This is a genomic window from Brevundimonas sp., assembly GCF_041648615.1.
In the GTDB taxonomy this organism is placed as follows: Bacteria; Pseudomonadota; Alphaproteobacteria; order Caulobacterales; family Caulobacteraceae; genus Brevundimonas.
In genome coordinates this window covers 1-21,920 of the sequence record NZ_JBAZOS010000017.1, presented here as the reverse complement: position 1 = coordinate 21,920, position 21,920 = coordinate 1, and the positions used below count along the sequence as shown (strand labels likewise).

Annotated in this window: 26 protein-coding genes; 7 read left to right on the top strand and 19 right to left on the bottom strand. The window is 69.3% G+C overall.

The features are described 5' to 3' along the window. Positions 1-156 precede the first annotated feature (156 nt). The 9 genes from WC555_RS08385 to crcB all read right to left on the bottom strand — a co-directional run bounded on the left by WC555_RS08385 (position 157) and on the right by crcB (position 7,517). Positions 157-561 (bottom strand): GIY-YIG nuclease family protein, encoded by a 405-nt coding sequence (locus tag WC555_RS08385; RefSeq protein ID WP_373252834.1) that lies wholly within the window; start codon positions 559-561, stop codon positions 157-159. A gap of 942 nt (positions 562-1,503) precedes the next feature. Then, a complete protein-coding gene (locus WC555_RS08380) occupies positions 1,504-3,036 on the bottom strand; it encodes an acyl-CoA carboxylase subunit beta (protein WP_373252833.1) in 1,533 nt (510 codons plus the stop codon). A 103-nt stretch (positions 3,037-3,139) separates the two neighbouring features. Then, a complete protein-coding gene (locus WC555_RS08375) occupies positions 3,140-3,466 on the bottom strand; it encodes a winged helix-turn-helix domain-containing protein (RefSeq protein ID WP_373252832.1) in 327 nt (108 codons plus the stop codon). Further along, positions 3,463-3,921 carry a hypothetical protein gene (locus WC555_RS08370; RefSeq protein WP_373252831.1) on the bottom strand — a complete coding sequence of 153 codons (459 nt, stop codon included), beginning with the start codon at positions 3,919-3,921 and terminating at the stop codon, positions 3,463-3,465. The genes WC555_RS08375 and WC555_RS08370 overlap by 4 nt, the downstream gene beginning before the upstream one ends. 78 nt (positions 3,922-3,999) lie before the next feature. Then, on the bottom strand, positions 4,000-4,761 hold the full coding sequence (locus WC555_RS08365; protein WP_373252830.1) for an ATP12 family chaperone protein: 762 nt from the start codon (positions 4,759-4,761) through the stop codon (positions 4,000-4,002). A 56-nt stretch (positions 4,762-4,817) separates the two neighbouring features. Continuing rightward, entirely contained in the window at positions 4,818-5,309 is a 492-nt protein-coding gene (locus tag WC555_RS08360) for a flavodoxin family protein (RefSeq protein ID WP_373252829.1), read from the bottom strand. Positions 5,310-5,419: 110 nt separating this feature from the next. Continuing rightward, positions 5,420-6,094, bottom strand: coding sequence for an HAD-IA family hydrolase (locus WC555_RS08355; protein ID WP_373252828.1), 675 nt, complete (start codon positions 6,092-6,094; stop codon positions 5,420-5,422). Next, a complete protein-coding gene (locus WC555_RS08350) occupies positions 6,091-7,125 on the bottom strand; it encodes an RluA family pseudouridine synthase (protein WP_373252827.1) in 1,035 nt (344 codons plus the stop codon). Before WC555_RS08350 ends, WC555_RS08355 begins: the two co-directional genes overlap by 4 nt. Further along, positions 7,122-7,517, bottom strand: coding sequence for a fluoride efflux transporter CrcB (gene crcB / locus WC555_RS08345; protein WP_373252882.1), 396 nt, complete (start codon positions 7,515-7,517; stop codon positions 7,122-7,124). The genes WC555_RS08350 and crcB overlap by 4 nt, the downstream gene beginning before the upstream one ends. Before the next feature lie 222 nt (positions 7,518-7,739). Between crcB and WC555_RS08340 the strand changes: the two genes are divergently transcribed. From WC555_RS08340 to WC555_RS08330, 3 genes are all read left to right on the top strand, one after another. Further along, on the top strand, positions 7,740-8,948 hold the full coding sequence (locus tag WC555_RS08340; RefSeq protein WP_373252826.1) for a hypothetical protein: 1,209 nt from the start codon (positions 7,740-7,742) through the stop codon (positions 8,946-8,948). A 129-nt stretch (positions 8,949-9,077) separates the two neighbouring features. After that, the gene (locus tag WC555_RS08335; RefSeq protein WP_373252825.1) at positions 9,078-9,734 is read left to right on the top strand and encodes a hypothetical protein; all 657 of its coding nucleotides are present in this window, start codon (positions 9,078-9,080) and stop codon (positions 9,732-9,734) included. Positions 9,735-9,808: 74 nt separating this feature from the next. Then, complete coding sequence (locus WC555_RS08330; protein WP_373252824.1) at positions 9,809-10,816, top strand: alpha/beta fold hydrolase; 1,008 nt, start codon at positions 9,809-9,811, stop codon at positions 10,814-10,816. Here the strand turns inward: WC555_RS08330 and WC555_RS08325 are convergent. The 4 genes from WC555_RS08325 to WC555_RS08310 all read right to left on the bottom strand — a co-directional run bounded on the left by WC555_RS08325 (position 10,813) and on the right by WC555_RS08310 (position 13,976). Then, positions 10,813-11,328, bottom strand: a complete 516-nt coding sequence (locus WC555_RS08325; protein WP_373252823.1) for a hypothetical protein — start codon at positions 11,326-11,328, stop codon at positions 10,813-10,815. The genes WC555_RS08330 and WC555_RS08325 overlap by 4 nt on opposite strands. 52 nt (positions 11,329-11,380) lie before the next feature. Further along, a complete protein-coding gene (locus WC555_RS08320) occupies positions 11,381-12,106 on the bottom strand; it encodes an RluA family pseudouridine synthase (RefSeq protein ID WP_373252822.1) in 726 nt (241 codons plus the stop codon). 51 nt (positions 12,107-12,157) lie between these two features. Then, on the bottom strand, positions 12,158-12,598 hold the full coding sequence (locus tag WC555_RS08315; RefSeq protein ID WP_373252821.1) for a hypothetical protein: 441 nt from the start codon (positions 12,596-12,598) through the stop codon (positions 12,158-12,160). Between the two features lie 64 nt (positions 12,599-12,662). After that, entirely contained in the window at positions 12,663-13,976 is a 1,314-nt protein-coding gene (locus tag WC555_RS08310; protein ID WP_373252820.1) for a replication-associated recombination protein A, read from the bottom strand. 73 nt (positions 13,977-14,049) lie between these two features. Here WC555_RS08310 and WC555_RS08305 point away from each other — a divergent pair, with 73 nt between their 5' ends. Continuing rightward, the gene (locus WC555_RS08305; RefSeq protein WP_373252819.1) at positions 14,050-14,469 is read left to right on the top strand and encodes a VOC family protein; all 420 of its coding nucleotides are present in this window, start codon (positions 14,050-14,052) and stop codon (positions 14,467-14,469) included. Here the strand turns inward: WC555_RS08305 and WC555_RS08300 are convergent. Beyond that, positions 14,466-15,842: a trypsin-like peptidase domain-containing protein gene (locus tag WC555_RS08300; RefSeq protein ID WP_373252818.1), complete on the bottom strand. Its 1,377-nt coding sequence runs from the start codon at positions 15,840-15,842 to the stop codon at positions 14,466-14,468. The genes WC555_RS08305 and WC555_RS08300 overlap by 4 nt on opposite strands. 62 nt (positions 15,843-15,904) lie before the next feature. Beyond that, positions 15,905-17,167 (bottom strand): TCR/Tet family MFS transporter, encoded by a 1,263-nt coding sequence (locus tag WC555_RS08295; RefSeq protein ID WP_373252817.1) that lies wholly within the window; start codon positions 17,165-17,167, stop codon positions 15,905-15,907. 84 nt (positions 17,168-17,251) lie between these two features. On the opposite strand from WC555_RS08295, the gene WC555_RS08290 reads away from it, so the two are divergent. The 3 genes from WC555_RS08290 to WC555_RS08280 are packed head-to-tail and all read left to right on the top strand — an operon-like array spanning position 17,252 to position 19,456. Continuing rightward, entirely contained in the window at positions 17,252-17,644 is a 393-nt protein-coding gene (locus tag WC555_RS08290) for a bleomycin resistance protein (RefSeq protein WP_373252816.1), read from the top strand. Between the two features lie 47 nt (positions 17,645-17,691). Next, a complete protein-coding gene (locus tag WC555_RS08285; RefSeq protein ID WP_373252815.1) occupies positions 17,692-18,594 on the top strand; it encodes an ABC transporter ATP-binding protein in 903 nt (300 codons plus the stop codon). Continuing rightward, a complete protein-coding gene (locus WC555_RS08280) occupies positions 18,584-19,456 on the top strand; it encodes an ABC transporter permease subunit (protein WP_373252814.1) in 873 nt (290 codons plus the stop codon). The genes WC555_RS08285 and WC555_RS08280 overlap by 11 nt, the downstream gene beginning before the upstream one ends. Here the strand turns inward: WC555_RS08280 and WC555_RS08275 are convergent. From WC555_RS08275 to WC555_RS08260, 4 genes are all read right to left on the bottom strand, one after another. Then, on the bottom strand, positions 19,377-20,342 hold the full coding sequence (locus WC555_RS08275) for a LysR substrate-binding domain-containing protein (RefSeq protein WP_373252813.1): 966 nt from the start codon (positions 20,340-20,342) through the stop codon (positions 19,377-19,379). The two genes, WC555_RS08280 and WC555_RS08275, sit on opposite strands and share 80 nt — an antisense overlap. 192 nt (positions 20,343-20,534) lie before the next feature. After that, positions 20,535-20,996: a GNAT family N-acetyltransferase gene (locus WC555_RS08270; RefSeq protein ID WP_373252812.1), complete on the bottom strand. Its 462-nt coding sequence runs from the start codon at positions 20,994-20,996 to the stop codon at positions 20,535-20,537. Positions 20,997-21,158: 162 nt separating this feature from the next. Then, positions 21,159-21,578, bottom strand: a complete 420-nt coding sequence (gene rplQ, locus WC555_RS08265) for a 50S ribosomal protein L17 (protein ID WP_373252811.1) — start codon at positions 21,576-21,578, stop codon at positions 21,159-21,161. Positions 21,579-21,693: 115 nt separating this feature from the next. After that, a partial coding sequence (locus tag WC555_RS08260; RefSeq protein WP_373252810.1) for a DNA-directed RNA polymerase subunit alpha C-terminal domain-containing protein occupies positions 21,694-21,920 on the bottom strand: 227 nt, incomplete at its 5' end.

Here is a 21,920-nt window from a genome sequence, read left to right as displayed (position 1 = left end):
TACGGTTTTGCTCTGAAAATTGCGGGCCGAATTTTCAGCACGCCGACCCTTGTGGGTCGAAGGGTGCGCGCCGGGTCCTGGGCGGACGCGGCGGGGGTGTGAAGGACTGTCAAAGACCGGCCCGGCGGGCATTTGACCAGTATGCACATGCCTGCGTCAGATACGGTCGCAGGGGGGACGGGGCGCTGGTCCGCAGGGTCGGGAGGGCACCGTTGGAGGCGCCGAGGGGCGAGATAATACGGGGCGAGAAGACACTGTTTGGGAGAGCAGGCCCGGATACAGGTCGCTCCAGTGGGGGTTCTGCGCCTCGATCAGGGCGAACTTCCAGTGCCGGAGCCAGCGCTTGATCCGCTTCTCCCTCAGGATCGCCTGATCGACGTAGCGGTGAGGTTCGTACCAGACCAGCAGATCGGTCCCGCGCTCGCGACTGTAGCCGTCGATCTGACCGTGTTTATGTTCGCCGATCCGCCGGACCAGATCGTTGGTCATGCCGACATAGAGCCAGCCGCACGGCCCGCTGGCGACGATATATACCCAGTAGTGGTGGTCGACCTTTCCCATCACGAAACAACCTAGTCGCGCGTAGAAACAGGCGTCAAGATTGTGCGGGAGCCTTGTCATCCCCGACGGAGCGAAGCGGAGATCGCCCTTTTGTCATCCCCGACGGAGCGAAGCGGAGATCGGGGACGGAGCTGGCCCCTTTACCTGGCCACGCCCGGACAGCCCCCTTGGGCTGAGCCGGGCGACAGCCTGCGGACGCAGGGATGTCCGGGACCAAGCCTGAACGCCGCAGCCAGGCGTCATCCACTCGCGTCGCCGCCACCCGTCTCCCGGCTCAGCCCAAGCGGGCTGTCCGGGAGCGGTCAGGGGGTGGGGGAGCGTGCCGTCCCGGCTCTTCGCTTCGCTGCGGCCGGGATGACAAGGGAAGCGCGCGATGCCTTGTCATCCCGGAAGCGCCGCAGGCGCTATCCGGGACGGTTGCGGGCGCTGAGGAAGAGGAGGTTGGTCAGAGGTGCTTTAAATCCTCGAGCCATGTAACGTCTGCGGCTTCGATCTTTCGCCGGATTGGGTGGGCCTGATCAAGCTTCTGGGCCTTAATCAAGCCGTCCATGAGCACTCCTTCCTCGCTCTGGTATCTCGAGTGAAGAGAGAAATCGCCATCTAGCAAAGATGGGAAGTGTCGGCTTATCGCAGCGGCAATCTCTTCTGGCGTACCACCTGTCCTTACACCGTACATCAGGCCTAGCAGAAACGAGTGCATCGCTTGGGCGGAGTTTGCGGGATTTACGACCATCAGGACATATTCATCGGCTGAGAAGCGTTCGAAAGAATACTCAAAGGCGCACTTCGAAGAGGCGCACCTGTTTCCTGCCGAGTTGGTGGAAAATTCGCTCGCATTTGCCAATTTGGACCGAAAGCGCTCAACGAGCTTACGTCTGCGTCGCCTGAGTTGGGCGTCTCTTCCCCCGAAACCAAACATCATTCTTCTTTCTGAACGGGAACCTAAAGCGGGATATTATCGTGCTTCTTCCACGGATTTTCCTGCTGCTTGTTCTTCAGCGTCCGTAGCGCCTTGATCAGCCTCCGCCGCGTCCCGTGCGGCATGATCACGTCGTCGATATAGCCCAGCCCGGCGGCCACGAACGGATTGGCGAACCGTTCCTTGTACTCCGCCTCCCGCGCCGCCAGGGCCTCGGGGTCGCCGGCCTCCTTGCGGAAGATGATCTCGACCGCGCCCTTGGCGCCCATGACGGCGATCTCGGCCGAGGGCCAGGCGTAGTTGACGTCGCCGCGCAGGTGTTTGGAGCTCATCACGTCATAGGCGCCGCCATAGGCCTTGCGGGTGATGACGGTCAGCTTGGGCACCGTGGCCTCGGCATAGGCGAACAGCAGCTTGGCGCCGTGCTTGATCAGGCCGCCGTACTCCTGGCGCGTGCCGGGCATGAAGCCGGGGACGTCGACGAAGGTCACCAGCGGGATGTCGAAGGCGTCGCAGAAGCGCACGAAGCGGGCGGCCTTGCGGCTGGAGTCGATGTCCAGCACCCCGGCCAGGACCTGGGGCTGGTTGGCGACGACGCCGACGGTCTGGCCGTCGAGCCGGCCGAAGCCGGTGACGATGTTCCTGGCGAAGTCGGGGGCGATCTCGAAGAATTCGGCCTCGTCGACCGTCTTCAGGATCAGCTCCTTGATGTCATAGGGCTGGTTCGGATTGGCCGGGACCAGGGTGTCGAGGCTGGCCTCGTCGCGCAGCGGGTCGTCGTAGGAGTCGCGGACCGGGGGCTTTTCGCGGTTCGACAGGGGCAGGAAGCCGATCAGGCGGCGGACCTCGGACAGGGCCTCCAGATCGTTCTCGAAGGCGCCGTCGGCGACGCCGGACTTCTGCGAATGGACGCGGGCGCCGCCCAGGTCCTCATGGGTGACCACCTCGTTGGTGACGGTCTTCACCACATCGGGGCCGGTGACGTACATGTAGGACGTGTCCTTCACCATGAAGATGAAGTCGGTGATGGCGGGGGAATAGACGTCGCCGCCGGCGCAGGGGCCCATGATGACGCTGATCTGGGGGATGACGCCCGAGGCCAGGGTGTTCTGGAGGAAGATGTCGGCATAGCCGGCGAGGCTCTCGACCCCCTCCTGGATGCGGGCGCCGCCGGCGTCGAACAGGCCGATGATCGGCGCGCCGTTGGTCAGGGCCATCTTCTGGACCTTGACGATCTTGGCCGCGTGCGCCCCCGACAGGGAGCCGCCGAAGACGGTGAAATCCTTGGAGAAGACATAGACCAGACGGCCGCCGATGGTGCCGCGGCCGGTGACGACGCCGTCGCCGGGGATGCGCTGGGTCTCCATGCCGAAGTCGTGCGAGCGGTGCTCCACGAACATGTCGGTCTCCTCGAAGGAGCCCTCGTCCAGCAGGACGTCGATGCGTTCGCGGGCCGTCAGCTTGCCCTTGGCGTGCTGGCTGGCGATGCGTTTCTCGCCGCCGCCGAGGCGGGCGCCGGCGCGGCGCTGTTCCAGCTGTTCGAGGATGGTGTTCATGCGGCGTCTCCTTGAGCGCGAGGCTTAAGGACGGCCGGGGGCGGAGGCAAGCACCCCCTCCACCGTCCTTCGGACGGTCCCCCTCCCCCTGCGGGCGAGGACCCTAGCCCGAGAAGCCCTCGCCCGGCATCGGCGACGCCGTCATCCCCGCCAGCCGCTGGAGTTCCGCGACATGGGCGGCGAAGGCCTGGCGGCCCGCCGGCGTCAGGGCCAGCCAGGTGCGCTGGCGGCCGGCGTGGGCCTGTTTGCGCAGGCGGATATAGCCCGCCTCCTCCAGCTGCTTGAGGTGTTTGGACAGCACCGAGTCGGACACGGCGATGGCCTCGCGGACCATGGCGAACTCGGCCTCGTCCGCGGCCGACAGGATGGCGCAGATCTGCAGCCGCCCCGGGGCGTGGATGACGGGGTCGAAGCGCGGGACGTGGTTCATTCGCCCGTCCCCATCTCCGCCCGGTAGACGCGCCGCCAGACCCGCGAGCCGACCAGGGCGAGGACGAAGGCGATCCCCGCGGCGACGGCGACGATCAGGGCGACCGGAACATCCGACGCCGTGCGCCTCAGATAGACGATCCCCAGCATGACGGCGGCGAAGACCAGTCCCATGGCGATCGCGACCCAGCGGGCCCGGCGCGGCGAGACGCCCGTAATGCGCAGACCGGTGCGGCGGCTCTCGTGCTGGAAGATCACCGCCAGGGCGAGCACGCCGAAGGTGCTGGCGAAGACATTGAACGGGATGTCGAACGCCTGGCCCCCGACCATGCCGGCCATGATGGCGGCGTAGGTCAGGTCGTAACGCCAGCCGCCGGTGGCGACGCGGTCGTGTACGGCGCGGCGCGAGCGGGCGATGGCCTCAAGGGCCTCGGCGGGGGTCGGGTCTTCAGACATGGACAATCCTCACTTTCTGTTCTGGAAAGTGACGGTGACTTTCCAGATCGTCAAGTGGAAACTTTCCAGACTGGAAAGTTAGTCCAGCGCCCTGAACCACCGGTCCAGCAGCACCGCCTCGGCGCGGCGGGCCGCGGTGCGTTCGGCGGCCTCGGCGTCGACGCCCCACTGGCGTTCCTGGAAGGCTTCGTCGAGGCGGCTGAGGTCGAAGGCGGCCTCGCCCGACAGCACGCCGCGCTGGACGGCCAGGCCGAGAACGGCGGAGCCCAGCAGGGGCGCGGCCATGGCCAGTCCGGTCAGGGCGAAGTCGTCCAGCCGCAGGGCCAGGTCGCGGACGCGGGCGATGGCGGCGGGGTCCTGGGCCCGGTGGCGTATGCCCTCGGCCAGCTCCAGAACCACGCCCAGCTCCAGCGCGGCCCAGTCGCGCCACGGCGTCCATTCGCGCGCCTGTTCGAGCGCCAGGGCGGTCGGATGGTCGGCGAGATAGCAGAGCAGGTCCGAACCGGAGAAAGCGGCGATCTCGTCCGCCACCGGCTCGCGGACCTGGCTGACGCGGTCGATGGCGGTGGAGGCCAGACGGGTGGCCGGCATGGTGGCGGGGTCGATGAACTCGCCCTGGGCGGCCCATTCGTCGGCGACGAGGCGGGCGGCCGCCTCGGTCGGCAGGACAAGACGGGCATGGGCGGGCGTCTTCGGCGTCCGACCGTCGAGGGTGACGGCCCAGCCCCCCTCCCCTTCCGCCACATCGACGGCTTTCCAGAACCGCTTCAGCCGCTCCTCGGACTCGCGGAAGCCCTTGCGGGCGGCGACATTGGGATCGAGGGGCGGGATGTGGCTCATGGGTCCTCCGGGATGCGGCCTCTACCCCCGCGCCCGGCCCCGGTCCAGCCGCCGGTTCAGGCGGCCGCGGCGCCGGCCTCGTGCAGGCGGGCGGCGAAGCCTTCGATGGCGGCGTCCGCCTCGTCCGCCAGGACCTGTCTCTGGGCGAGGCTGAGGGTCGCGATCGGCCGGCGTCCGGCCAGCTCCGCCATGTCATCGAAGACGCCGTCGTAGGCGGCGCCGCTGCCGGACACGCAGAAGGCCGCGAGGCCCTGAATCCGCGGTCCGTGCTGGCGCAGATATGACCGCACCGGGGCCGCGGGCCGTCCCGCCCACACCGGGGCGCCGACGACGACCAGCCGGTAGGGGCCGGGATCGGCGCCGGACCGGACCGGGGGCATGCGGCGCTGAAGGGATTGCCACACGCCGCGCACGAACCCTGTCGCACCGGCGTAGGATCCTGAAGCCAGGATCGGTTCGGCGTCGGCGCCCAGCCGCTGCGCCAGGGCCCGGGCCAGTCGCTCGGTCGATCCCGAACGCGAGAACCACGTCACAAGAATGTCGGCCATCACCCGTCTCCGCCAAGCGCGCCAACAACCACCTTGGCCGAACCCGGGCGGTGCGTCCTTGATCCGGATCAAGGACGCACCGCCTCAGGCCTCCGGCTGTGTTCCGGGTCTCAGGCGGCGCGGGTCAGGTCGGCGAAGCCGTCCAGCACCACGGTCAGTTCAGCGAAGGATCGGGCCACGTGGCGGGCCCCGGCGGCCTGCTGTTCCTCGACGGTGTGGAAGCCCCAGGCCACGCCCAGCGGCAGGACGCCGGCGTTGCGGGCCATGGCGATGTCGTGGGCGGTGTCGCCGATCATCACGGTGCGCGACGGTTCGCTGTCGCAGGCGGCCATGGCGGCGTGCAGCATGGCGGGGTCGGGCTTGCCAGGCCCGTCCTCGGCGCAGTGGGACGAGATGAACAGGTCGGCCCAGCCCTCGCGGGCCAGGTTGCGGGCCACGCCGCGGCGGTTCTGGCCGGTGGCGAGCGCCAGCCGCCAGCCGTCGCGATGCAGGCGGCGCAGGGTGGTCATGGCCTCCGGATAGAGGGGCTCTTCGTGGCCCTGTTCGTACATCCGGTTGAAGCTGGCGCGGAAGCCGGCGATGAAACGGGCCAGCGTCGGCGCGTCCAGGCCGGGCTCCAGCACCGCCATGGCGTGCTCCAGCGACAGGCCGACGATCTGGCGGACGCGGTCGTACTCAGGCTCGGGCAGGCCGATGTCGCGCGCGGCCTCGCAGGCGGCGCGATGGATCGAGGCGCGGCTGTCGACGAGGGTTCCGTCGATGTCGAAAACGGCGAGGGGTCTCATCGCTGGCGGCGCACCCCTTCGAACGGATCGCTCTCGTCCCCTTCCGCCTCCTCGAAGCCGAAATGGGCCATGCCGGCGCGCATTTCCGGGCTCAGCGGCGCCTCGACCTTCAGCATGCCGCCGCGCGGATGCTCCAGCTCGATGCTGCGGGCATGCAGCTGCAGCTTCAACGGGCCGGACAGCTCCTTCGACTTCTCGTCCCCGTATTTGGGATCGCCGAGGATCGGGTGGCCGATGGCGGACATGTGGGCGCGCAGCTGGTGGGTCCGGCCGGTGAAGGGGCGAAGGGCCATCCAGCTGGCCCGGTGGGCGGCGCGGCTGATGGTGGCGAAGGCCGTCTCGGCCGGTTCGGCGCGCGGGTCCTTGCGGTCGGCGGGGCGCATCATCTCGAAGTCGTTGATGCCGGTCTTCTTCAGCGGCATGTCGATCTGGCCGGCGGCGGGCTTGGGATTGCCGATGACGATGGCCCAGTAGGTCTTTTTCGCCTGACGCCGGGCGAAGGCGCCGGCCAGCCGCTTGGCCGCCTCCGGACCCTTGCCGAGCAGCAGGACGCCCGAGGTGTCGCGGTCGAGGCGGTGGACCAGACGCGGGCGGTCCATCCCCTCCCCCCAGGCCGACAGCAGCCGGTCGACGTGACGGCTGGTCTTGGTGCCGCCCTGGACGGCGAGGCCGTGCGGCTTGTTGATGGCGATGACCATGTCGTCCTCGTAGAGGACCAGCGACTTGGCGAATTTGATGTCCTGGGCGCTGAGGGTGTGGACGTCGCCGGCCTGCCGCGAGGTGTCGTCCGGGATCGGCGGCACGCGCACGGCGGCGCCGGCGGTCAGGCGGCCCTCGGGCTTGATGCGGGCGCCGTCGACGCGGATCTGGCCGCTGCGGGCCATCTTCTGCACCTGGATGTTGGACAGGTGCGGCCAGCGCCGGCGGAACCAGCGGTCGAGACGGATGCCGTCCTCGGCCTCGGCCACATAGATCGTCAGCACCTCGCGCTTGGGCGCGGGTTCGGACTCTTGAATCGGTTCGTCAGTCAAAGGGCGGCTCCGAAGGCGCGGCGGGCGACCATCAGGCCGATAAACAGGGCGGCGATCGACAGGACCACCGAGGCGGCGACATAACCGCCGGCCATGGCCAATTGACGGCGCTCGATCATCAGGGCCGCCTCCAGCGAAAAGGCCGAGAAGGTGGTGAAGCCGCCCAGCACGCCGACGGCGGCGAACAGGCGCAGGCTCTCGCCGTGAGCGCCGCCGCGGAAGGCCAGCCAGCCGGCCAGCAGCCCCATGAGCAGGCCGCCGACGACATTGACCGTCAGCGTGGCCCACGGCCAGGCCGCCGTCGGGATGAGGCGGTGCGCCCAGACGCCGACGCCGTACCGGGCCATGGCGCCGAGCGCGCCCCCGGCGGCGACGATGAGAAGACGTGTCAACATGCGGGGCTTATACTGCACCCGACGGCAAAGCGAAGGGAGGCGCGGCCGCGGCCAGGGCGCGATATCGGTTCTGACTGAAACTTCACTTGCCGAGGGACAGGGTTAACGCCGATATCTGGGTGTGACGGCGCCGCTTCGCGTCAGAAGGGAACGCCGTCGGCCCGGCGGCGCGATCTGCCATACTGACGGGCTGACGTTTCAAGGGACCGCCGCAAGCGTATGACGCACGACGATCACACTCACGGCCACGGAGCCCCCGCCGACACGCCGCCGGACGGCGGCCACGGCGGCCATGGCGAGGACGCCCGGCTGCACGCCACGCCCAATCCCCCGCCGCCCGGCGCCGAAGACAGCGCCAACCGGCCCGTGCCGCCGACGCCGGGTTCGGGCCGCGGGCCGCTGCGCTCGGGCGACGGCATCCTGCGCCCCATCTCGGAAAGCGAATATTTCGCCGCCACACCCGAGGCCGAGGCGATCGTCTCGTCCCACATCGACGAATATTTCAACCAGCCGCTGGACATCTTCCCCTTCTGGGAGACCGACGGAAAGCCGGACCGGTTCCACGTCCTGTTCAGCCGTCAGATCGAGGAACGGTTTCCGGTCGACACCGACATCCGCAGCCGGATCCACAGCTATGGCCGCCGCGTCTTCAGCGCCCTGATCGTCCACGTCACCGTCAAACGGCTGAGCCAGGCCGGAGCGCTGGCGGCCTTCGCGGCCCTGGCCCTGCTTGGCCCGGGGCTGTTCGCGGGCTGGACCGGCTCCCAGGCCATGGGCCTGGGCCTGGCCGCGGGGGCCATGATCGCCGCCTTCGGCCTTTACTGGGGACTGCAGGCGGTGCTGTTCATCCAGTACCGGTTCCAGCTGGAGAACGACTCCTACGAGCTCTCGCGCGAGATCGTGCAGCGGACGCGCGAGCTGCAGAACCTGTTCACCTCCGCCCGCGCCATGGCCGATCAGGCCGAGACCCAGTTCCAGCAGGACGGCAAGGGCTGGGGCCAGCGCGCCATGTATCTGACCCGGCTGACCATGTGGCTGGGCGCGCGGATGGAGTACCTTGAGAAGTATGTCCAGATGGAGCTGTGGCGCGTGCGTCGCGAGCGCTACTGGATGCGATGGGCGCAGCGGCTGATGACGCCGCTGGTGCTGATCGTCGGCCTGGCCGTGCTGGCGCTGGAGCCCGCGCCGGCCGTCGGCGAGGCCGGCTTCCGCGGCCTGCAGGGACTGGCCATCGTGCTGGGCGTGCTGGTCAGCTGGCTGTCCTATTACCGCTGGCGCACGCCCGTCGGGGCGATCCAGGACAAGCTGGGCGTCGACGGCTGGGTCCGCTACGCCTCGCTGGATGTCGACAACGCCGTCGCCGACCAGGTGCGGCGCGACAAGGAACGGCTGGTCGAATACCGGGCGCTGACGCGCGGCGGACGCTGATCCTCACGATTTGACCTGATCGTCCACGTCACCGTCAAACGGCTGAGCCAGGCCGGAGCGCTGGCGGCCTTCGCGGCCCTGGCCCTGCTTGGCCCGGGGCTGTTCGCGGGCTGGACCGGCTCCCAGGCCATGGGCCTGGGCCTGGCCGCGGGGGCCATGATCGCCGCCTTCGGCCTTTACTGGGGACTGCAGGCGGTGCTGTTCATCCAGTACCGGTTCCAGCTGGAGAACGACTCCTACGAGCTCTCGCGCGAGATCGTGCAGCGGACGCGCGAGCTGCAGAACCTGTTCACCTCCGCCCGCGCCATGGCCGATCAGGCCGAGACCCAGTTCCAGCAGGACGGCAAGGGCTGGGGCCAGCGCGCCATGTATCTGACCCGGCTGACCATGTGGCTGGGCGCGCGGATGGAGTACCTTGAGAAGTATGTCCAGATGGAGCTGTGGCGCGTGCGTCGCGAGCGCTACTGGATGCGATGGGCGCAGCGGCTGATGACGCCGCTGGTGCTGATCGTCGGCCTGGCCGTGCTGGCGCTGGAGCCCGCGCCGGCCGTCGGCGAGGCCGGCTTCCGCGGCCTGCAGGGACTGGCCATCGTGCTGGGCGTGCTGGTCAGCTGGCTGTCCTATTACCGCTGGCGCACGCCCGTCGGGGCGATCCAGGACAAGCTGGGCGTCGACGGCTGGGTCCGCTACGCCTCGCTGGATGTCGACAACGCCGTCGCCGACCAGGTGCGGCGCGACAAGGAGCGGCTGGTCGAATACCGGGCCCTGACGCGCGGCGGACGCTGATCCTCACGATTTGACCGGCGTCAAGGACGCCTCGGGCGAGGTGGGACAGGCTCCCGTCCACACCGGAGGCGACCATGACCCCGTTCGACGGCCCGCGGATGCGCCGCCCCCGTGCGAAAACGCGGGGACGCCGGCTGGCGGTGGTCATCGTCTCGCTGGCGGTGATCGTCGTCGCCGCGACCGTGTCCCTGGCCTTCCGCCGGGACATGGCCGAGGCCCGGGCCCACACGATGGGGCGCAGCCAGGTGGTCGACAGTCCCTGGGGGCCGATCGAATACGCCGATGTCGGCGCGGGCCCGCCCGTCCTGATGATCCACGGCAGCGGCGGCGGTTTCGACCAGGGACTGGACTTCAGCGCCCCGCTGGCGGGCGAGGGCGTGCGGATCATCGCCCCGTCGCGGTTCGGCTATCTGCGCAGCGCCATGCCCGAGGGCGCGACGGTGGAGATGCAGGCCGACGCCCTGGACTGGCTGATGCGCCGCCTGGGGATCGAGCAGGCCGTCATCATCGGCGGCTCGGCCGGCGCCCTGTCGGCGACCCAGCTGGCGCTGCGACATCCGCAGCGGTGCCGCGGTCTCGTCCTGGTGGTCCCGGCCCTCCACGCTCCTGACCGTTTGCCGGGAGCCAACGCCGCGCCCGACCCCGGCACGCAGCGGATGATCAACGCCGTTCTGGGATCGGACCTGCTGTTCTGGGCCGGCGTCCGCGCCGCGCCGGACTTCATGACCCGGATGGTGCTGGCCACCGACCCCGCGACGGTGAAGGCCGCCGCCGACAGCGAGCGACAGCGGGCCCGCGCGGTCATGTTTCATATCCTGCCGGTCACCGCCCGGCGGGAGGGGTTGCTGATGGACTCGGCCACGGCCGGCGCGCCGCCGGCCTGGCCCGTGGAGCGGATCGCCTGCCCCAGCCTGATCGTCGGTGCGCGCGGCGACCTCTATGAGACCGACAAGGCCGCCGTCGACGTCGCGGCGCGCATCCCCGACGCCCGGCTGGTGATGTATCCGGACGGCGGTCACCTGTGGATCGGCCATGACGCCGAACTCTGGCGAACGGTGGGAGCGTTCGTGATGGGTCTTTAGCGGGCCTGGAGGCGCGGACGCAGGGCGTCCTGCACGCCGCGGGCGTCATAGGCGTCGCGGCGATCAGGCCGGGCGCCCCTGCCCATGACCACTTCCAGGGTGGTCGAGGTCGGGGATGGGCCGCTGAAGTTCAGGCCCACGCCGACGCCGACGCCCGAGCTGGAATAGTTTCCATATCGGCCTGACGACCGGCCGGAGCCGTAGCTGACCCCGACGCTGGGCCGCATGCCGCCGGCGCTGTCGGGGCGGCCGTCGATCCAGCGCTGGGTGACCTCGAACCAGTCATAGCCCTCGGCGGTGGTCAGCTCGGCCGCGCGCAGCAGGGCCATGTCGGCGACGGGGCCGGGCGCGCCGACGCCGTTGTAGGTGACGCGGAAGCGGTTGGATTCGATCCGCTGCTCGGCATAGCCCTGCCCGCCCGGGCCCATCTGGGCGCCATAGGGGGCCAGGCTGGCGCAGGCCGAGAGGACGAGGCCGGCGGCGGCGATCAGGGGCAGGGTCAGGCGTTTCATGGCGAGGCTCCGGGCGTGTGGAGATTAGCGCTCTGTGGCGCAGGATCGTTCCCTAAAGCCCCGCCGCCGCCTTCAACGCCTCGAAATCCTCCGGCGGGGGCGCCTCCACGGTGCGGTAGCCGCCTTCCGGGTGTGGAAACACCAGCCTGGCCGCATGCAGCATCAGCCGGGGCGCGGCGCGGCCCGCGAAGGTCAGGGCGCCGCCGTAACGGGCGTCTCCCGCCAGCGGACGGCCGATGGCGGCCATGTGGACGCGCAGCTGATGCATGCGGCCCGTCGCCGGATCCAGCTCGACCAGCGCCCCGTCCTCCGAGGCAGACAGGGTGCGGTAGCGGCTGAGGGCGGCCTGGGCGCCGGGGGTCTCGGGCGTGACGGCGCGCATATAGCTTTCGCGGCCGATCTCCTGACGCAGCAGCGGCTTGTCGATGACGCCGGATTTCGGCTCGGGCGCGGCGGACACCAGGGCCAGATAGGTCTTCTTGAAGCGTCGCGCCTGCAGGGCCTTGCCGAGGAAGCCCGCCGCCGGCTTGGTCTTCGCGGCCAGGATGACGCCCGAGGTGTCGCGGTCCAGCCGGTGCACCAGATCGGGCCGTTTGCCGTTCGAGCGGGCGAAGGCCCACAGCAGGTCGTCCAGCGTATGCGCCTGGATGCGGCCGCCCTGGCTGGACAGGCCGGCGGGCTTGTTGAAGGCGATCACGGCCTCGTCCTCGTGGATCACCCACGAGCGCACGGCGGCGATGTCGTCATCGGACAGGGAAACGGGAGAGCGGTCGGTCACCGCGCGTGCATACGCGAAAGACCGACCGCCCGTCAGCCCGTCAAAACGTCCTCAACGCAGGACGCCCTTCTTGCCCATGGTCCAGGCGTACCAGATGAAGAAGACGCAGGCGCCGCCGATGACGACCTGCATCGGCCACATGTCGCCCATGACCGCCATCCCGTCCGACAGGGCGAAGGTGTAGATCGCGCCCGCCAGCCAGCCCAGGAACGACACCCCGAAGACCGGCGTCGCCCATTTGCGGCGCAGCAGCAGCAGGAGCGCGCCCAGCAGGCCGCCCCAGACGCCGATGGCCCAGACGGCGTGGGTCCAGGCCGGCATGGCGTGGAAATAGGCGATCGCCGGCTCGGTCATGCCCTGGCTGGTCAGCCAGACGTCCCCCTGCGTCTGCGTCATGGTGTAGTCGACGCAGCCGTAACCGTTCCACAGCAGCGCCACGACGCCGACGACCCAAAGGTGCCACGGCGTGCGGGTTGTCATCGTATCGGTCATTGTCCCCTCCCAAGGTTGATCGACGCCGGGGAGGCTAAACCCAAAACCAGCGTTACGGCAACGCTCAGTCGGGCGCGGCGTCGGAGGCCTTCGCCCGCATCGCCGCCCAGCGTTCGAGCCGCTCCTTCACCTTCGCCTCATGCCCCTCGCCTTTCGGGGCGTAGAAGACGCGGCGCTCCATTTCGTCGGGGAAGAAGTTCGCGCCCGAGAAGCCCTCGGGGGTGTCGGGGTCGTACTGGTAGCCCTTGCCGTAGCCGAGCTGTTTCATCAGCTTCGTCGGGGCGTTTCGGATGTGAGCCGGCGGCATCAGGGAGCCGGTCTCGGCAGCCGCCCGCTTCGCCGCCTTGAAGGCTTCGTAGACGCCGACCGACTTGGGCGCGGTGGCGAGGTGGACCACGGCCTGGGCCAGGGCCAGTTCGCCCTCGGGGCTGCCGAGGAAGTCGTAGGTGTCCTTGGCCGCATTGGCGACCAGCAGCGACAAGGGGTCCGCCTCGCCGATGTCCTCGACCGCCATGCGCACGATCCGGCGGGCCAGATACAGCGGATCCTCGCCGCCGTTCAGCATCCGCGCCAGCCAGTAGAGGGCGGCGTCGGGGTCGGACCCTCGAACCGATTTATGCAGCGCGGATATGAGGTTGTAGTGCTCTTCTCTGCTCTTGTCGTAAGCGGGCGCGCGCTTCTGAAGGATGCCGGCCAGGGCCTGGACGTCCAGCGGCTCCGTCGAGGTCAGGTCGAACAGCACCTCGGACATGGTCAGCAGGTAGCGGCCGTCGCCGTCGGCCAGGGCCGTCAGCGCGTGACGCGCCTCGGGCGTCAGCGGCAGGGTCTTGCCCTCCTGCGCCTCGGCTCGAATCAACAGTTGATCCAGCGCCGCGTCATCCAGCCGCTTGAGCACATAGACCTGCGACCGCGACAGCAGGGCGCCGTTCAGTTCGAACGACGGGTTCTCGGTCGTGGCCCCGACCAGGGTGATGACCCCCTCCTCCACGAACGGCAGGAAGCCGTCCTGCTGGGCGCGGTTGAAGCGGTGGATCTCGTCGACGAACAGCAGGGTCGACTGGCCGGCGGCGCGGCGCATGCGGGCCGCCTCGAACGCCTTCTTCAGGTCGGCGACGCCCGAGAAGACGGCGCTGATCTGCTGGAACTGATAGCCGGCGGCCTGGGCGAGCAGCCGGGCGATGGTGGTCTTGCCGGTCCCCGGCGGCCCCCACAGGATCATGGAGCCCAGACGCCCGGCCTCGACCATGCGCCGGATCGGCCCGCCCTCGCCCAGCAGATGATCCTGGCCCACCACCTCCTCGAGGGTGCGGGGCCGCAGCCGGTCGGCCAGGGGCGCGTCAGGGGGATGGATGCCGGAGGCTTCGAACAGGTCGGTCATGGACGTCCAGAGATAGGCGTTCGCGGCGCGCTTTTCACGCGTTAGTATGCGCTCGAACGCAGGAGACCCGGCGATGACCCACGACAAGGCGCAAGGCCCCGACACCGGCGTCACCCCCCATCTGACCATCCCCTCGCGCGGCGGCCAGGCGGCGATCGAATTCTACACCCGCGCCTTCGGGGCCGAAGAGGTCCGCCGGCACACGGCCGACGACGGCGAGCGGCTGATGCATGCGTATCTGACGATCAACGGCGGCGGCGTCATGCTCAACGACGAATTCCCCGAGTTCAACGGCGAGCAGGACATCGTCCCCAGGGGCGTCACCATCCACCTGCAGGTCGACGACGCCGACGAATGGTGGAACCGCGCCATCCTGGCCGGGGGCGTGCCCCTGTTCCCGATCGCCGACCAGTTCTGGGGCGACCGCTACGGCCAGCTGCGCGACCCGTTCGGCCATACCTGGTCGATCGGATCGCCGCTCAAGGCGCCCTAACGCACCACCAGAACGCCGCGCTGCCCCCTGCGCTCGACCAGCAACTGCGAGCCGCGCGGCAGGTTGGCCAGTTGCTGGGCCGAGGTCACCGGGCGGTCGTTGACGGCCATGATGATATCGCCGGCCCGGACGCCCACGCCCCGGCTCGCATAGCTGTTGCCGGCGACCCGGCCCACGATGACGCCGCTGGCGAACGGGTCCCCGCCCAGGCTGTCGGCGAGCGCCGGATTGAGGCCCAGGACCTGCGCGCCGGACAGACCCCCGGACTGGATGACCGTGGCGTCTTTCAGGTCCGCATTTCCTGGCAGCCTCTGCACCCGCGCGTCCAGCGTCCGCGCCTGCCCGTCGCGCAGCACGGTCACCTTCACCGTCTCGTTCGGCTCACGCGTGCCGACGCGGAAGTTCAGCCCGCCCTGGTCGTTGATCTCGGCCCCGTCGATGGCGGTGATGACGTCGCCCTCGCTGAGCCCCGCCCGCGCGCCCGGACCGCCCGGCCAGACCTCGGTCACCACCAGCCCCTGCGGCCGATCCAGACCGAGGCTGCGGGCGACGTCGGCGCTGACGGCCTCGCCCTTCACCCCCAGCCACGGCCGGACCACGGCGGTAGCCCCGCCCACGGCGGAATCCACCACCCGCTTCACCGCCGAGGCCGGCACGGCGAAGCCGACGCCCGACGACGAACCGGAGCGCGAGAAGATCGCCGTGTTGATGCCGATCAGGTCGCCGTCCATGTCCACCAGCGCCCCGCCGGAATTGCCGGGGTTGATGGCCGCGTCGGTCTGGATGAAGGAGCCGCTGTCGCTGATGCCGGTCTCGGTCCGGTTCAGGGCCGAGATGATGCCGTTGGTCACCGTCTGGCCGACGCCGAAGGGATTGCCGATGGCCAGCACCAGATCGCCGATCTGCTGCTCCTCGCGGTCGTCGATATTGAGCGTCGGCAGGCGCTCGTTGACGCCTTCCAGCTGGAGCACGGCGATGTCGGACCGCTCGTCGGCCAGCACCACCCGGGCGTCGAATTCGCGCCGGTCGTTCAGCACCACCTTGATCTGCTGCATGCCGTTGATGACGTGATAGTTGGTCACCACCACGCCCGTGTCGCGCACGATGACGCCCGACCCGACCGAGCCGGTCTGGCGTTGGCCGGGAATGCCCCAGAACGGGTCGCGCACCTGCTGCACCCCGCGCGCCGAGACATTGACCACGGCCGGCGCCGCGGTGCGCACCACGGGGGCGAAGCTGGCCTTCATCGACATGGAGTCGCCGGGAATGACCCGGTTGTCGGCGAAGACCCCGTCCTGGGCCTTGGTGTCGTTGGACTGGCCGCAGGCCGAGAGCATCAGGGCGGCGGCGAGGGCGAGCGTGCGCGTCTTCATGGTCATCCGGTTCAGTCAGAAAGCCTCGGGCGCCGACATTCCGCCCGGAATTCTGGACAGGATCAAGGCGTGGGCGGGGCCTGAACGGACACGGCGTCGCGACGTTCCTGCCCACGCCCCACCAGCCAGCCGATGACCGCCGCCAGAAGCAGGACGACGGCGGCGAGATAGAAGGCCAGGCCGGGGATCTGGATCACCGCATGCTCGCCGACCGACAGTGAATAGACCCAGCCGAAGAACAGCGGCGACATCACCCCGGCGATCGAGGCCACGCTCATGTTGGCGCCCTGCAGCTGGCCCTGCTCGTCCTCGCCCACGCGGCGGGTCATCAGCGACTGCAGGGTCGGCATGGCCAGACCCCACAGGGCGTTGGGCAGCATGGCGAGGATGAACATCAGGCCGTCCGGCGCCCAGCCCATGGCCGCGATCCCGATCGTGCCGCCGACCAGACCCAGCACCATGGTCGTCCGGTCGCCCAGCCGTTTGACGACCGGTCCGACGAGGACGCCCTGCACCAGCATGTCCAGCACGCCGACGAGGGCCAGCAACAGACCGACCTCGCGCGGACCCCAGCCGTACCGCCAGGCAGCGTAGAGCACGAACACCGCCGAAAAGACGTGGTGGGCGAAATAGAGCAGGAAATTCACCACGGCCAGGCCGCTGAGCTCCGGATGGCGGCGCAGCAGGATCAGCGAGCCGACCGGATTGGCCCGCTTCCAGCTGAACGCCATCCGCTTCCCGACCGGCAGACTCTCCGGCAGGACCAGCAGGCCGTAAAGGAAGGCCACGGCCGACAGGCCGGCGGCGAACCAGAAGGGCACGCGCGGTCCGAACTCGCCGAGGAAGCCGCCCAGCACCGGCCCCAGCACGAAGCCGCCCGAGAAGGCCGCGCCGATCAGGCCATAGGCCCGGGCGCGTTTCTCGGGCGCGGTGATGTCGGCCATATAGGCGTAGACCGTGGTGAAGCTGGACGAGGTGATCCCGGCGATGATCCGCCCCAGGGCCAGCCACCAGAGGTTCGGGGCTACGGCCATCAGCACATAGTCCAGGGCCAGGCCGGCGCAGCTGATCAGGATCACCGGCCGCCGGCCGTACTGGTCGGACAGCGAGCCGATGATCGGCGAGCAGACGAACTGCATCCCGGCCCACAGGGCCACGAAGACGCCGTTGATGATCCCGGCCCGGGCGTTGGAGCCGACGAAGTCCTCGATCAGCTGCGGCAGCACCGGAATGATGATGCCCATCGCCACGATATCGAGCACCGCCGTCACGAAGATGAAGGCGAGGGCGGCGCGACGGGTGCGGAGGCGGTTGAGGGCGGACATGGAACGGCTCTGCGGAGGGCCGGGCCTTCTAGCGGACAGGAGCGTTCCCGTCAGCCCCGTGCTATGATTGGCCGGGAGGACGCCATGACCAACTTCCTTCAGGTAACGCCCTTCCTGCACGTCGCGGACCTGCAGAAGGCGCTGAGCTTCTTTACGGACATTCTCGGTTTCACCGTGCCGTTCCGGCAGCCGGGCTACGCCTACGTCCATCGCGAGACGGTCGGGTTCCGGCTGCTGCAGACGGAGGATTGCGAGGCCACACCGGCGCATCGGCGGTTCGCCTACTATATCGACGTGCGCGACGTCGACGCCCTTTACGCCGAATTGAAGCCGAAGCTCGACACCCTGCCCCCTGCCGACGTGCACGGCCCGGCGGACAAGCCCTACCACCAGCGCGAACTGCTGGTGCTGGCCCCCGACGGCGAGCTGATCGCCTTCGGCATGCCAATTCCGCAAGCCGAGGTTGCGAAAGCTTAATCCCGCGACGCCTTGCGCGAAACGACGACACAAGGCCAAGCTGGGGCATGACAACCGTGATCGAGACCCGTGGGCTGACCAAGACCTACGGAACCGTGCGCGCCCTCGACGGGCTGGACCTGACCATCCCGCGAGGGGGCGTCTATGGCGTGCTGGGGCCGAACGGGGCCGGCAAGTCGACGCTGTTCCGCATCCTGCTGGGTCTGATCCGGGCCTCGGACGGGACGGCGACGGTGATGGGCGGCGGGGTCGGCGACGTGGCCGCCATGCGCCGCATGGGCTCGATGATCGAGACCCCGCGCTTCCCGCCCTATATGACCGCGCGCCAGGTGCTGCGCTGGCTGGCGCTGGAGCACGGCGTCGCCGCCGAGGCCGACATTCCGCGCTGGCTGGAGCGCGTCGGCCTGACCGAGGCGGCGGACCGCAAGGTGCGCGGCTTCTCGGTCGGCATGCTGCAGCGTCTGGGCGTCGCCGGCGCCCTGCTGAGCAAGCCGGAGCTTGTGATTCTGGATGAACCGACCAGCGGCATGGATCCCCCCGGCATCCAGGAGATGCGGGCCCTGATCCGCTCGCTGGCCGACGACGACGGCGTGACCGTGGTCCTGGCCAGCCACCAGCTGCTGGAGGTCCAGCGCGTCTGCGACCGCGTCGCCATCATGAACCGGGGCAAGCTGGTGCGCGAAGGCGCGGTCAGCGAACTGACGGCGACGGGCGAACGCCTGAGGCTGGCGGTCAGGCCGGTCGAGCGCGTGGCCGAGATCCTCGGCGCAAAGGGCGCCCGCGACGGCGCGGCCGTTCTGGCGAATGTCGCCCGCGCCGAGGCGCCGGCCCTCATCAAGGCGCTTGTCGAGGCCGGGATCGAGATCGACGAGGCGCGCTGGGTCGGCGCGGACCTCGAGAGCGTGTTCATGACCGAGACCGGCCATCAGGAGATGACCCATGCTGGTTGACGCCGTCCGCGCCGAAGGCTTCCGCCTGTCGAAGAACCGCACCGCCCTGTTCTGGAGCCTGGCGTTCGTGCCGATCGTCACGCTGGTGATCGGAGCGATCACCAATTTCGTCCTCAAGGGCAGCGAGACGAAGATTCTGGGCGACGCCCAGATGCCGGCCGAGCTGAAGGAAGCCCTGGCCCGCGGCACGCTGGACATGGGCGAGGCCCTCGTCGCCGGCGCCGGCAACCTGGCCAACCCCCTGGTGCTGCTGTTCGTCCTGATCGGGGCGGCCACGATCTACGCCGGCGACTATCGCTGGGAGACCTGGCGGCTGATCAGCGCCCGCAACAGCCGCTCCAACCTTCTGCTGGGCAAGCTGGCCGTGGTGGCGGGGCTGGCCCTCGCGGCCATGGCCCTGATGCTGGTCGCCGGCGTGGCCGAGAACCTGATCAAGGCGGCGGTGTTCGAACGCACCCTGACCTTCTCCATGACCGGAGAGATGGTCGGCCGCTTCCTCGGCTTCGCGGGCCTGTCGTGGCTGCGGATCGTGCAGTTCACCATGATGGGCATGCTGGCGGCGGTGGTGACGCGGTCGCTGCTGGCGGCCCTGTTCATTCCGCTGGTGGTCGGGGTGGCCCAGTTCTTCTCGCCCCAGATGCTGATGCCCATGGGCGTCCTGCCCGACGCCTGGCTGTCGGTGCTGATCAATCCCGGCGCGGCGGCCGAGGCGGTCCAGGCCGTGATCGAGGGCGGCGCCCGCGCGGCCGCCCTGCCCGACGGCATGGCGCTGAAGGCGTGGCTCAGCCTCGCACTATGGACGCTGGGCCCACTGGCCCTGGCCCTGGCCTGGTTCCCCCGGCAGGACCTGTCGAAGGAATAGGCGACGGACTGACGGCGCCTTCCGCGACCAGCCAGTCGCGGAAGGCGTCGACCGAGGCGTCCGGCCTCCGCTCGGGGCGCAGGAATACGAAGCGCGAGGGCCGCTCGGCGAACCCGAACGGCGCGACCAGCCGTCCCCCGGCGATGTCCGGCGCGACGAAGGCCCAGGGCGCGATGGCCACGCCCATGCCGGCCACGGCGGCCTCGATCATGGAATTGTTGTGCTGGAACTCCCGCTCCAGCGGCGCCGGCGGCAGGCCGACCCCGACCAGTTCGCCCCACACCGACCAGCTCTCGCGGAAGGTCGCGGCGTGCAGCCGGGGCAGCCGGCCCATCGCCTCGATGGTGATGCCCGGGGGCGTCACGGTCGGGGCCCCGACGGGCCCCTGAAACTGGGGCAGGAAGGGCGTGATCTCCTGCCGCGCCGGCGCCTGGTCCGGGTTCAGGATGCGGATGGCGCCGTCCACCCGGTCGCGGGCGAAATCGATCGCGGCCCAGGACTCCGAGACCCGGACGCGGATGTCCGGATGGGCGGCGACGAACCCCGGCAGCCGGGGGATCAGCCATTTCAGGGCGAAGGTGCCCAGGCAGGAGATCTCGATCTCGCGCCGCGCATCCCCCCGCGCCGACGCCACGGCGTCGGTGATCGCCGCGAAGGCGCCCGACAGACTCGCGGCCAGGGCCGCGCCGGCGGGCGTCAGGCTCAGCCGGTGGCGCGGGCCCGTCACCAGAGCGACTCCCAGATGGGCCTGCAAGGCCGCGACCTGGCGGCTGACCGCTCCATGGGTGACGCACAGTTCGGCGGCCGCCGCGGTCATGCCGCCGTGGCGCGCGAAGGCCTCGAAGGCGCGCAGGCTGTTCAGGGGCGGCGGGACGGGACGGCTCATGTGATCTCAGCTCACAGACATACGCCCGTTTAATCGATTTTCACGGCCATGCAATTCGGCTTGAAACTGGTCGATGCCGCTGTTCGACAGACCACCCCCGCCGCGCCGATCCCTGTGGGACCACATCCTCCATGGCCTCTGCGCCATCCTGATCTGGGCGGCGGTGCTTTATGAGGCGCTGGGGCGCTAGCGTCAGAGCCGCTTCTCCATCCACACGTCGCAGCGGGCGTAGGGCGTCGGCCGGGGCGGCAGGTCGACGAAGCCGAAGCGGCGGTACAGGGCGATGGCGTGGGTCTGGGCCCTGTTGGTCTCCAGATACAGGCGCGGCGCCCCGGCCGCCCGCGCCGCCGCCTCGCAGGCCTCCAGCAGCCGCCAGCCCAGGTTCAGGCCGCGCGCCTCGGCGAGGACCGCCATCTTGCCCACCTCATAGGCCCCGTCCGCCATGGCCATCAGCGAGCAGCAGCCGACCGGCGCCCCGTCCCGCTCGGCGATGAAGATGAAGCCGCCCTTGTCGAGGATCGCCCCCTGCGGGTCGCCGAGCACCAGCTGATCCTTGGGCTCCAGCGCATAGCCGCCGGCCACCAGCCAGTCCTCATTCAGCGATCGCCAGGCGCCGGCGTCGTCAGGTCGGTAGGGTCGGAGAACCAGGGTCATGGCCGGGCCGACGGCGGGATATCCCGGATGTGGTCGTTGTCGCCCATGTCGTCACCGCGATGTCGAGGATGTATCGCCCCAAATGTATTGGTTTCTGGACAAGGAAAAAGGGCGGCCGGTTCGCACCGGCCGCCCTTTTGTCGTGGCCCCGACGATTGAAGCTTACGCTTCTTCGTCGCCCTCGATGGCGTAGACCGGACCCGAGTCCAGGCCCTTGGCGTCGGCGTCGCGATCGACGAACTCGATCACGGCCATGGCGGCGTTGTCGCCGTGGCGATAGCCGGCCTTCATGATGCGGATGTAGCCGCCGTTACGGTCGGCGTAACGCGGGCCGATCGTCTCGAACAGCTTGCCGACCTGCGGCACGTCGCGGACCTGGCTGATGGCCTGACGGCGTGCGTGCAGATCGCCCTTCTTGGCGAGCGTGACCAGCTTCTCGACGAAGGGACGCAGTTCCTTCGCCTTGGGAAGCGTGGTCGTGATCTGCTCGTGCTTGATCAGCGACGCAGCCATGTTGGCGAACATGGCGGTCCGGTGTGCGCTCGTACGACCGAGCTTGCGATAGGCGGCGCCGTGGCGCATCGGGGTCTCTCCTACTCAACCCTGGTATCCGGCTCGCGGACCTGGGGCTTTCTCATTCTAACCGCTCCGCGATCCGGCCAGAAAACCTGACAGAACCAAGGGCGGAGGGTTGAAACTAGATCTGGTCGTCGAACTTCTTGGCCAGATCCTCGATGTTTTCAGGCGGCCAGTTCGGCACATCCATGCCGAGGCTGAGCCCCATCGTCATCAGGACTTCCTTGATCTCGTTCAGCGACTTGCGGCCGAAGTTCGGGGTGCGAAGCATTTCGCCCTCGGTCTTCTGGATCAGGTCGCCGATGTAGACGATGTTGTCGTTCTTCAGGCAGTTGGCCGAACGCACCG

What these genes read in the sequence shown, in the direction of transcription:
- WC555_RS08365 (WP_373252830.1), bottom strand. Translation starts at nt 4,761, where the DNA reads ATGAGCCACATCCCGCCCCTCGATCCCAATGTCGCCGCCCGCAAGGGC.
- WC555_RS08375 (WP_373252832.1), bottom strand. Translation starts at nt 3,466, where the DNA reads ATGAACCACGTCCCGCGCTTCGACCCCGTCATCCACGCCCCGGGGCGG.
- WC555_RS08385 (WP_373252834.1), bottom strand. Translation starts at nt 561, where the DNA reads ATGGGAAAGGTCGACCACCACTACTGGGTATATATCGTCGCCAGCGGG.
- rplQ (WP_373252811.1), bottom strand. Translation starts at nt 21,578, where the DNA reads ATGCGCCACGGCGCCGCCTATCGCAAGCTCGGTCGTACGAGCGCACAC.
- WC555_RS08330 (WP_373252824.1), top strand. Translation starts at nt 9,809, where the DNA reads ATGACCCCGTTCGACGGCCCGCGGATGCGCCGCCCCCGTGCGAAAACG.
- WC555_RS08370 (WP_373252831.1), bottom strand. Translation starts at nt 3,921, where the DNA reads ATGTCTGAAGACCCGACCCCCGCCGAGGCCCTTGAGGCCATCGCCCGC.
- WC555_RS08295 (WP_373252817.1), bottom strand. Translation starts at nt 17,167, where the DNA reads ATGTCCGCCCTCAACCGCCTCCGCACCCGTCGCGCCGCCCTCGCCTTC.
- WC555_RS08285 (WP_373252815.1), top strand. Translation starts at nt 17,692, where the DNA reads ATGACAACCGTGATCGAGACCCGTGGGCTGACCAAGACCTACGGAACC.
- WC555_RS08270 (WP_373252812.1), bottom strand. Translation starts at nt 20,996, where the DNA reads ATGACCCTGGTTCTCCGACCCTACCGACCTGACGACGCCGGCGCCTGG.
- WC555_RS08310 (WP_373252820.1), bottom strand. Translation starts at nt 13,976, where the DNA reads ATGACCGACCTGTTCGAAGCCTCCGGCATCCATCCCCCTGACGCGCCC.
- WC555_RS08340 (WP_373252826.1), top strand. Translation starts at nt 7,740, where the DNA reads ATGACGCACGACGATCACACTCACGGCCACGGAGCCCCCGCCGACACG.
- WC555_RS08280 (WP_373252814.1), top strand. Translation starts at nt 18,584, where the DNA reads ATGCTGGTTGACGCCGTCCGCGCCGAAGGCTTCCGCCTGTCGAAGAAC.
- WC555_RS08305 (WP_373252819.1), top strand. Translation starts at nt 14,050, where the DNA reads ATGACCCACGACAAGGCGCAAGGCCCCGACACCGGCGTCACCCCCCAT.
- WC555_RS08335 (WP_373252825.1), top strand. Translation starts at nt 9,078, where the DNA reads ATGGGCCTGGGCCTGGCCGCGGGGGCCATGATCGCCGCCTTCGGCCTT.
- WC555_RS08290 (WP_373252816.1), top strand. Translation starts at nt 17,252, where the DNA reads ATGACCAACTTCCTTCAGGTAACGCCCTTCCTGCACGTCGCGGACCTG.
- WC555_RS08355 (WP_373252828.1), bottom strand. Translation starts at nt 6,094, where the DNA reads ATGAGACCCCTCGCCGTTTTCGACATCGACGGAACCCTCGTCGACAGC.
- WC555_RS08380 (WP_373252833.1), bottom strand. Translation starts at nt 3,036, where the DNA reads ATGAACACCATCCTCGAACAGCTGGAACAGCGCCGCGCCGGCGCCCGC.
- WC555_RS08360 (WP_373252829.1), bottom strand. Translation starts at nt 5,309, where the DNA reads ATGGCCGACATTCTTGTGACGTGGTTCTCGCGTTCGGGATCGACCGAG.
- WC555_RS08315 (WP_373252821.1), bottom strand. Translation starts at nt 12,598, where the DNA reads ATGACCGATACGATGACAACCCGCACGCCGTGGCACCTTTGGGTCGTC.
- WC555_RS08325 (WP_373252823.1), bottom strand. Translation starts at nt 11,328, where the DNA reads ATGAAACGCCTGACCCTGCCCCTGATCGCCGCCGCCGGCCTCGTCCTC.
- WC555_RS08275 (WP_373252813.1), bottom strand. Translation starts at nt 20,342, where the DNA reads ATGAGCCGTCCCGTCCCGCCGCCCCTGAACAGCCTGCGCGCCTTCGAG.
- WC555_RS08300 (WP_373252818.1), bottom strand. Translation starts at nt 15,842, where the DNA reads ATGAAGACGCGCACGCTCGCCCTCGCCGCCGCCCTGATGCTCTCGGCC.